At 47.4% G+C, this 7,257-nt stretch carries 8 protein-coding genes; 4 read left to right on the top strand and 4 right to left on the bottom strand.

Annotation, left to right across the window (positions count from 1 at the left end):
• Positions 1 to 158: 158 nt before the first annotated feature.
• Together Q0605_RS03400 and Q0605_RS03395 are read right to left on the bottom strand one after the other, a co-directional pair.
• Complete coding sequence (locus Q0605_RS03400) at positions 159 to 977, bottom strand: cache domain-containing protein (RefSeq protein WP_297915495.1); 819 nt, start codon at positions 975 to 977, stop codon at positions 159 to 161.
• Positions 974 to 1,345: an HIT family protein gene (locus Q0605_RS03395; RefSeq protein WP_005870777.1), complete on the bottom strand. Its 372-nt coding sequence runs from the start codon at positions 1,343 to 1,345 to the stop codon at positions 974 to 976. Before Q0605_RS03395 ends, Q0605_RS03400 begins: the two co-directional genes overlap by 4 nt.
• Before the next feature lie 162 nt (positions 1,346 to 1,507).
• Here Q0605_RS03395 and Q0605_RS03390 point away from each other — a divergent pair, with 162 nt between their 5' ends.
• Complete coding sequence (locus Q0605_RS03390) at positions 1,508 to 2,716, top strand: MFS transporter (RefSeq protein ID WP_298704252.1); 1,209 nt, start codon at positions 1,508 to 1,510, stop codon at positions 2,714 to 2,716.
• 212 nt (positions 2,717 to 2,928) lie between these two features.
• Here Q0605_RS03390 and Q0605_RS03385 read toward each other — a convergent pair whose 3' ends face one another.
• On the bottom strand, positions 2,929 to 3,537 hold the full coding sequence (locus Q0605_RS03385; protein ID WP_298704250.1) for a YigZ family protein: 609 nt from the start codon (positions 3,535 to 3,537) through the stop codon (positions 2,929 to 2,931).
• Between the two features lie 70 nt (positions 3,538 to 3,607).
• Here Q0605_RS03385 and galU point away from each other — a divergent pair, with 70 nt between their 5' ends.
• The 3 genes from galU to Q0605_RS03370 all read left to right on the top strand — a co-directional run bounded on the left by galU (position 3,608) and on the right by Q0605_RS03370 (position 6,321).
• Entirely contained in the window at positions 3,608 to 4,444 is an 837-nt protein-coding gene (gene galU, locus Q0605_RS03380) for a UTP--glucose-1-phosphate uridylyltransferase GalU (RefSeq protein ID WP_297881561.1), read from the top strand.
• A complete protein-coding gene (locus tag Q0605_RS03375; RefSeq protein ID WP_298704248.1) occupies positions 4,431 to 5,693 on the top strand; it encodes a glucose-6-phosphate isomerase in 1,263 nt (420 codons plus the stop codon). Before galU ends, Q0605_RS03375 begins: the two co-directional genes overlap by 14 nt.
• Positions 5,694 to 5,928: 235 nt before the next feature.
• Positions 5,929 to 6,321, top strand: coding sequence for a VOC family protein (locus Q0605_RS03370; RefSeq protein WP_298704246.1), 393 nt, complete (start codon positions 5,929 to 5,931; stop codon positions 6,319 to 6,321).
• Positions 6,322 to 6,356: 35 nt separating this feature from the next.
• Here Q0605_RS03370 and Q0605_RS03365 read toward each other — a convergent pair whose 3' ends face one another.
• Entirely contained in the window at positions 6,357 to 7,067 is a 711-nt protein-coding gene (locus tag Q0605_RS03365) for a hypothetical protein (RefSeq protein ID WP_298704244.1), read from the bottom strand.
• Positions 7,068 to 7,257: the final 190 nt, after the last annotated feature.

Here is a 7,257-nt window from a genome sequence, read left to right as displayed (position 1 = left end):
GATTTATAAAATTTCATACCGACGCTCCTTTTAAAATTTAAAATTTCAGCGTAAATTTCCGCGATCTTGCGATTAAATTTAAAACGCTCGCTCGCCGCGCTGCCGCCGCCGCGACAAAGTAGCTAAGAGCGGCGAGCGCCTAAATTTAAATCCCGCCGCTAGCCTTCGCGGTGCAAAATTATATAGCCCAGCTTCGTGCCGTTTTCGTCCGAAAATGCCCGCACGTAAAAATAATGCCCGTCCTTTTTGATAAAACTCTGCGCCCCAAAATCAAGCGTCGCCAAAATCGACAAAACGTCGTAATCCGGCGCGCTATTTACGACGATGAAGTCCTTGATAACGCCTATTTTATCGTAGAAGCAGTCGGTTTCAAACCTCTTATCGACTAAGATAAAAATATCGTTTCCCATGCGGTTGATCTGCGCGATGACGTGCTCGAAATCGAGCATTATCTCGGCGCTTCCGATAAATTTACCGTCGCTAAAAACCGGCGAAATTCCGCGCATAAAAACCCCGCACCGCCCCATCTCCACAAGCGCTTTTGGAAGCAGACTCTGGCGGATCTGCAAAAGCGAATGACGAAACGAGCTCAGATCGTCGTTGTAAAATTCGTCGCTCCAGCTCCTAGCCAGGCTTCTGATGTTTTGCGTGTGAAAATGTATCTTAACGCCCGTGTAAAAGGGCACCGCGCTTAAAATGTCTTTGTATTTTTTCGTCACGTCCATGCACTCGCCGTGTTTGCCGCTCTCGAAGCAGCGTACCACGTCGCTGTTCTGCGACAAAATCAGCGAGATCGCAAAGGCGTTTAGCTTCTCTTCATCGACGATCTTTTCAAACAGACTCGCGCTGAAATCGAACTGCTGCTTGATTTTTATCTCGTTTTCCTCGCTTTTAAAGCGCAGATAAAACGCAAAGGTGGCGACGCAGCAAGCAAGCGCGAAAAGGCTTAGGTATTTTTTTGAGCGCGCGCCTATCATCTGAATTCCATCTTTAAATTTGCCGCTAAAACTTCTGCAAATTCGCTAAATTCCGGCAGATCGAGTTTGCCGTTTCGCATCTTTTTTCCCCAGACGGACTCCGGGAAAAAGCTGTCGTTTTTAAAGCGCGCCTGGACGTGGAAATGCACGCGCGGCACGTAGTTGGCGAAGCTTGCGATGTTGATCTTATCGGGTGCGTAAAACTCCCGCAGGCTCTTTTCGCACTGAAGCACGGCGCGCCACAGATGCGCCAACGTCGCCTCATCGCAGTCGCTAAGCTCTTTAAATTTCGCCTTCGTAAAGACCTTCACCCACGGCACTTCGTGCTCCTCGCGCTCCACGTAAATCATCTCGTCTTCGTAAATCATCGCTTCTCCTTGAAAAGGGAATTTTAATGCAAAGCCCATTAAAGCTCGGTAAATTCCTCTTACATAAATAATATACTAAAATACATTAATTAAATATATCTATAAAATCTCGATATATTCGTAATTTTTATGTTATAATTCTGCCTTTTAAAAGGAATATATATGAAATCAGTTTGGGTAATGATCCTATGCGCCGCGGCAATTTTGATGATTACGATGGGCATTCGTATGTCATTAGGTCTTTTCGTACAGCCCATAATGCAAGCAAATTCCCTATCCATCGCACAAGTAAGCTTTGCGATGGCAACTACGCAGCTGGTATGGGGCTTTTCGCAACCGCTTAGCGGGATACTTGCAGACAAGCTTGGTGCCTACATCGTGCTGTTTTGGGGCAGCGTGCTTCTGGCGATTAGTTGCGCTCTTGTGCCGTTATTTAGCAGCGAAAGCGCGCTTGTATTAACGATGGGTTTTGGGCTTGCACTGGGGCTTGGCGCGGGTAGTTTTCCGATTCTAATGAGCCTAATGGCAAAGCGCCTGCCATTTTCTATCCGCTCGGTTGCTAGCGGAGTGTTAAATGCGGGCGGCTCGTTCGGGCAGTTTTTATTTGCGCCAATGATTGGGTTTTGTATCGCAACGCCTGCTTTGGGATACGGCGGCGCATTTTTTACGCTCGCAGGGCTTAGCTTGCTAATTCTGCCGCTTGCAAGACTTTTAGCAGGCGGTAAAATTCTATTTGGCGAACAAACCAGCCTGCATGAAGAAGATAAGCGCAGCTTAGGCGAAGTTCTGCGTTTGGCACTGCGCGATAAAAGCTATATTTTGATAAATTTAAGCTTTGCTACGTGCGGTTTTCACGTAGCGTTTTTAGTGACGCATCTGCCTAGTGAAGTAGCACTAAGCGGACATGGCGCACAGGTAGCGTCCTTTTCGCTCGCACTGATTGGTATCGCAAACATCGTAGGCAGCTTATTCGTAGGTTGGTGTGTTTCCAAAGTGCGCTGTAAAGTCATTTTATTTTGCATATATGCCCTGCGTATCGCTCTTATTGGTGCTTATGTGCTCTCGCCCAAAGATAGCCTTACGTTTTATATCTTCAGCGTGGGATTAGGATTTACCTGGCTAGCGACCGTACCGCCTACTGCGGCTGCCGTCGGTAAGCTATTAGGGACGCGATATTTAGCAAGCCTATTTGGATTTACGATGCTTTCGCATCAAATCGGCGGATTTTTTGGCGCATATATCGGAGGTCTTGCGGTGCGAGCATACGGCGCGTATGATTATATGTGGTATTTGGATATGACGCTAGCGGCTATTGCAGCTCTGCTAAGCCTGCCTGTGCGTGAAGCTAAGATGAAGCACGTGAAATTTTAAAAATTTTATGGGATTTTGAAATTTACGGACGGAATTTTCGCGAAATTTTGCAAGCTAAATTACAACAGAATTTTAAAATTTATCGGATTTTATGTTTCGTACGATGAAATTTCACTTTAGCTTTAAAATTCCGCTACGATAAAATGCAAAATCCGCTCATGCTTTCAAATTTAGCCGAGAGGGGCTTTTAAATTTTATAGAATTTTGAAATTTTAAAATTTCGGCTCGTGCAGCATTTTAAGAGCCGGCGCGAGAGCCTCTGCAAAGCCTTTAAATTTTTCAAATTCCTCCGCGCTAAGCTCTGCGTTAAACTCCGCTCCTGCGGTACCGAAGCTTGCTTCATAAACAAAATCCGATTTTTTTAAAAAATGTTCAAATTTAGCCACCGCCGCAAACGGCACGAAAAATATGCACTTCTTACGCAGCACGAATTCCACTAGCTCTGCGGCGTCCGCGGCGGCGTCTATCGCGGCATTTGCGCTACTAGAGTATGCGCGCACGAGCCCGGCCGTGCCTAGCTTGATGCCGCCGAAGTAGCGCACCACGAGCACCGCGGCGTTAATCAATTCGGCACCGCGAAGCGCGTTTAGACACGGCGCGCCCGCAGTCGATTTGGGTTCACCGTCGTCGCTCGAGTTTTCTACGATCTGCCCGGGCTCATTCAGCGCGCGATACGCCCAGACTATATGGCGCGCCTTTGGGTGTTGCCGTCGCAACTGCGCACGCAGCGCCTCAAAGCTCGCTATCGGCGCGAGATAGGCGATGAAGCTTGATTTTTTAATCTCCTGCGCGGCGCTGATCTCTTTTTCAATCGTTTTCAAGGCTTTCCTTTGCGGAATTTTATCTTTTTTGCATTATAATAAAAGTTCAAAAAAAGATCAAAGGAGCTTCATGATCCAGACTTGTTTATTTCCCGCGGCGGGCTACGGTACGCGCTTTTTGCCCGCGACCAAATCGCTACCTAAAGAGATGCTTCCGATTCTTACCAAGCCGCTCATTCACTATGGCGTGGACGAGGCGCTGGAAGCGGGCATGGACAATATGGCCTTCGTCACGGGTCGCGGCAAGCGCGCTCTGGAGGATTATTTCGACCGCAGCTACGAGCTGGAGGATCAAATTTCAGGCAGCAGCAAAGAGTATCTGCTCGACGAGATCAGGGCGCTTATGAAGCGCTGCACCTTCTCTTTCACACGCCAAGAGCAGATGAAGGGGCTCGGTAACGCGATTTACACGGGTAAAATTTTAATCCGCGACGAGCCTTTCGGCGTGGTGCTCGCAGACGATCTGTGCGTGAACGAAAACGGCGAGGGCGTGCTTGCGCAGATGGTTAAAATTTACGAAAAATACCGCTGCAGCGTCGTTGCGGTGATGGAGGTGCCGCCGCAGGACGTAAACAAATACGGCATCATCGCAGGAAAGAGCATCAGCGACGATCTGATAATGGTCTCGGATATGATCGAAAAACCTGAGCCTGGCGAGGCTCCGTCGAGCTTAGCCATCATCGGGCGCTACATCCTAACGCCCAATATTTTCGATCTCATCGAACAGACGGCGCCAGGTAAAAACGGCGAGGTGCAGATTACCGACGCGCTTTTGAAGCAGGCTCAAAACGGCGTGGTGATCGCGTATAAATTTAAAGGCACTCGCTTCGACTGCGGCTCAGTAAAAGGCTACGTGGAGGCGATCAAATATTTCTACGAGCGAGAATTCGGCGATGGTAAAAAATGAGCTGTTTTTCCCGCCGGCAAAAGAGGGCGCGCTAGAGGAGGTGGCGGCAAAGATCCGCGCCGAATACGAAAGCGGCGAGATAGGCTACTACCGCCTGCCGCAGCAAGGCGCAGACGAAATAGCGCGGGCGCAGGAATTTTTTAGCGCACGAAGCTACGACGGGGTCGTGCTTTTGGGCATCGGTGGCTCCAGCGTAGGCGTGCGAGCGCTTTATGAGATGCTGCGTCCGCGCGTAAGAAAGAATTTGCGCTTTGAAATTTTGGATAATCTCGACGGGCACAGTGTAAACCGCGCGCTTGAAGGGTTAAATTTTGCTCGCACTATCTTCATAGTATCCTCCAAATCGGGCGGCACGATTGAAACGATCTCGCTTTTTAAGGTCGTTTTGCAGCGTTTCGGAATTTCAGATTTAAAGACGCTAGCGAAAAATTTCATCTTCATCACCGATGCAGGCTCGCCGCTGGATGTCTTCGCGCACAAGTATGGCGCCTGCGTGATAAATATGCCCGCTAACGTAGGCGGTCGTTTTAGCGTGTTAAGTGCAGTAGGGCTAGTGCCTGCAGTTGGGTTAGGTCTTGATGCAAGCGCGATGCTACGCGGAGCTGCCGCCGCAAAAGAGCGGTATCTGGATGAAATTTTAGCAGGCGATCCCGCTAAAATCGCGGAGAATAAAATTCTACGAAAAGCCCATCACTACGCCACGCACAAAAGTGCGAAAATCAATGTCCTTTTTAGCTATGGCGACGCGCTGCGCGCATTGGGCGAGTGGTACGTACAGCTCTGGGCGGAGAGCCTAGGTAAAAAGATCGGCTTTAGCCGCGAGGGGCTTACTCCTGTAGGGCTTGTAGGCTCGCGCGATCAGCACAGCTTCCTTCAGCTCATAATGGACGGCGTAAAGGATAAGACCGTGACTTTCTTAAAGCTCACGGACAACGGCACTACGGACGCGGTGCCTGGTATCAGTCTGCAAGGTCTTGAGGGCTGCGACTTCGTAAACGGCATGCGACTGGATGAGGTGCTAAATCTTCAGTGCGATGCTACGCTGCAAGCCGTGCTAAACGAGGGCATCAGCGTCGATCTAATCGAGGTTTCGCAGCTTTGCGAACAGAGCGTGGGCGAGCTATTTTACTACTTCGAGCTGCTAACCAGCGCTACTGGAGCGATACTGGGCGTCAGCACTTACGATCAGCCGGGCGTCGAGGTAGGCAAGAGAATTTTAAAATCGCTAGTTTTAAAATCGCGAGATTAGAATTTGCTGCGCTAGCTAGACGGAATTTCGTCGGTCTAAATTTTACTAAAGTCAGACTCTACTCGCGCTCCATTTTTACTTAGGCTAAATTTTAGAATTTTAAAATTTACGCCGCGAAATTTTGATTTCGCGCTACGAGCATTTGGAATTTTGTCACAAAATTTCGCGGTAAAATTCCAAAATTACACCGCGAGGCGTAAAAATTTTGCGATTTGTGAGCGCGCAAGGAGATGAGATGAAAATCACGAAGATCGATCACTTCGTCCTAGTTACGGAGGATCTGCAAAAATGCGTGGAATTTTACGAAGGGATTTTGGGCTTAGAGCATGTTTGCGAGGGCAGCAAACACAGCCTGCGTTTCGGCTCTTCAAAGATCAATATCCACACCCGCGCGGGCGAGTTTACGCCGTTTGCGGCGCGTCCTAGCGCAGGCTCGGCGGACTTTTGCCTCATCTGCGAAGATCAAAGCGCGCAGCAGCTCAAAACGGAGCTTGAAAGCAAAGGGGCGCAAATAGAGCTTGGCGTCGTGCCTCGAATGGGCGCGCGTGGCGCTATGCAAAGCATCTACCTGCGCGATCCTGACGGCAATCTCGTAGAGCTCGGCGTATATGAAAGCGGCGATGATTAGTGCGTAAATTTAAAGGCAAAATTTCAAGCAGAGCTTTAAAATTTAAATTTTCTAAATTTTACCTTTTTGCTAAATACCGACAAGGTGCGCGGGACGCTATCTAAATCTATATGCGTTTTGCGCATAAAATACTCTTTTAATTCCAGATACTCTTTTTCGCTATAAATCAAAACATTTATAATTCTAAGATCGCCCGTTTCGCCGTATATCACAAGCCGGTCATAGATGCCTAAGCATCTGAAACTGCCATTTTTAAGATGCATCAATATACTCGCTCCAAACAGGCTAATTGCTATCATCGAAATTAGCGCGATCATCGCATGCATTCCGCGCATAACGTATGCGCCCAAAGGCCAAAGTGACAAAAATAGCATTTCGGGTATGCTTATCCTCTGCTGCCGGTCCCAGCGAGGATCAAAACTGATCGCAACGGCGCCGATTTGTTCAAGCTTCAAAGATTTATAAGCTTTATCTTCTTTGTAATATTTGATATCCGAATCGTTAAATACGAAATAGACGCCCTTTTGTTGCTTTCGCCTGATAAAAAACATTACCAAAGCGAAAGGGAGTAGTCTAAAATTTTTGGGCTCAATGGGGTTTACTACGGTAACGACCGAGATGAAGAATAAGCATCCTATAAGCGTAGCAATCGTGGAATATTTCATATAGTCGTAAAAAGCATAGTCTTTTATTATTATCGGATTTTTATCGTAATCTCTGGCTTTTTGTTCATTATAATTTTCCATTATTTCAAGCACCTTTTAAAAAATAGATCTAAATTTTATATAACTCTCATTCGGCAAAAATCTTTCACACACCCTATCAAGCCCCAATCCTAGCCTTAGCTCTTCTACCTTGTTATTCACAACCAACTCCTAGCTAAGATAATATTTTTCTATTTTATCTATATTAATATTTTTTCGAACTAAAAACCAT

This window comes from uncultured Campylobacter sp. (assembly GCF_938017705.1).
Lineage (GTDB): Bacteria > Campylobacterota > Campylobacteria > Campylobacterales > Campylobacteraceae > Campylobacter_B.
Note: the sequence above shows the minus strand (reverse complement) of the source record. Positions and strands in the feature narration are given on the sequence as shown.

Coding starts and splice junctions, on each gene's coding strand:
- Q0605_RS03390 (WP_298704252.1), top strand. CDS start 1,508: ATGAAATCAGTTTGGGTAATGATCCTATGCGCCGCGGCAATTTTGATG.
- Q0605_RS03395 (WP_005870777.1), bottom strand. CDS start 1,345: ATGATTTACGAAGACGAGATGATTTACGTGGAGCGCGAGGAGCACGAA.
- Q0605_RS03370 (WP_298704246.1), top strand. CDS start 5,929: ATGAAAATCACGAAGATCGATCACTTCGTCCTAGTTACGGAGGATCTG.
- galU (WP_297881561.1), top strand. CDS start 3,608: ATGATCCAGACTTGTTTATTTCCCGCGGCGGGCTACGGTACGCGCTTT.
- Q0605_RS03400 (WP_297915495.1), bottom strand. CDS start 977: ATGATAGGCGCGCGCTCAAAAAAATACCTAAGCCTTTTCGCGCTTGCT.
- Q0605_RS03365 (WP_298704244.1), bottom strand. CDS start 7,067: ATGGAAAATTATAATGAACAAAAAGCCAGAGATTACGATAAAAATCCG.
- Q0605_RS03375 (WP_298704248.1), top strand. CDS start 4,431: ATGGTAAAAAATGAGCTGTTTTTCCCGCCGGCAAAAGAGGGCGCGCTA.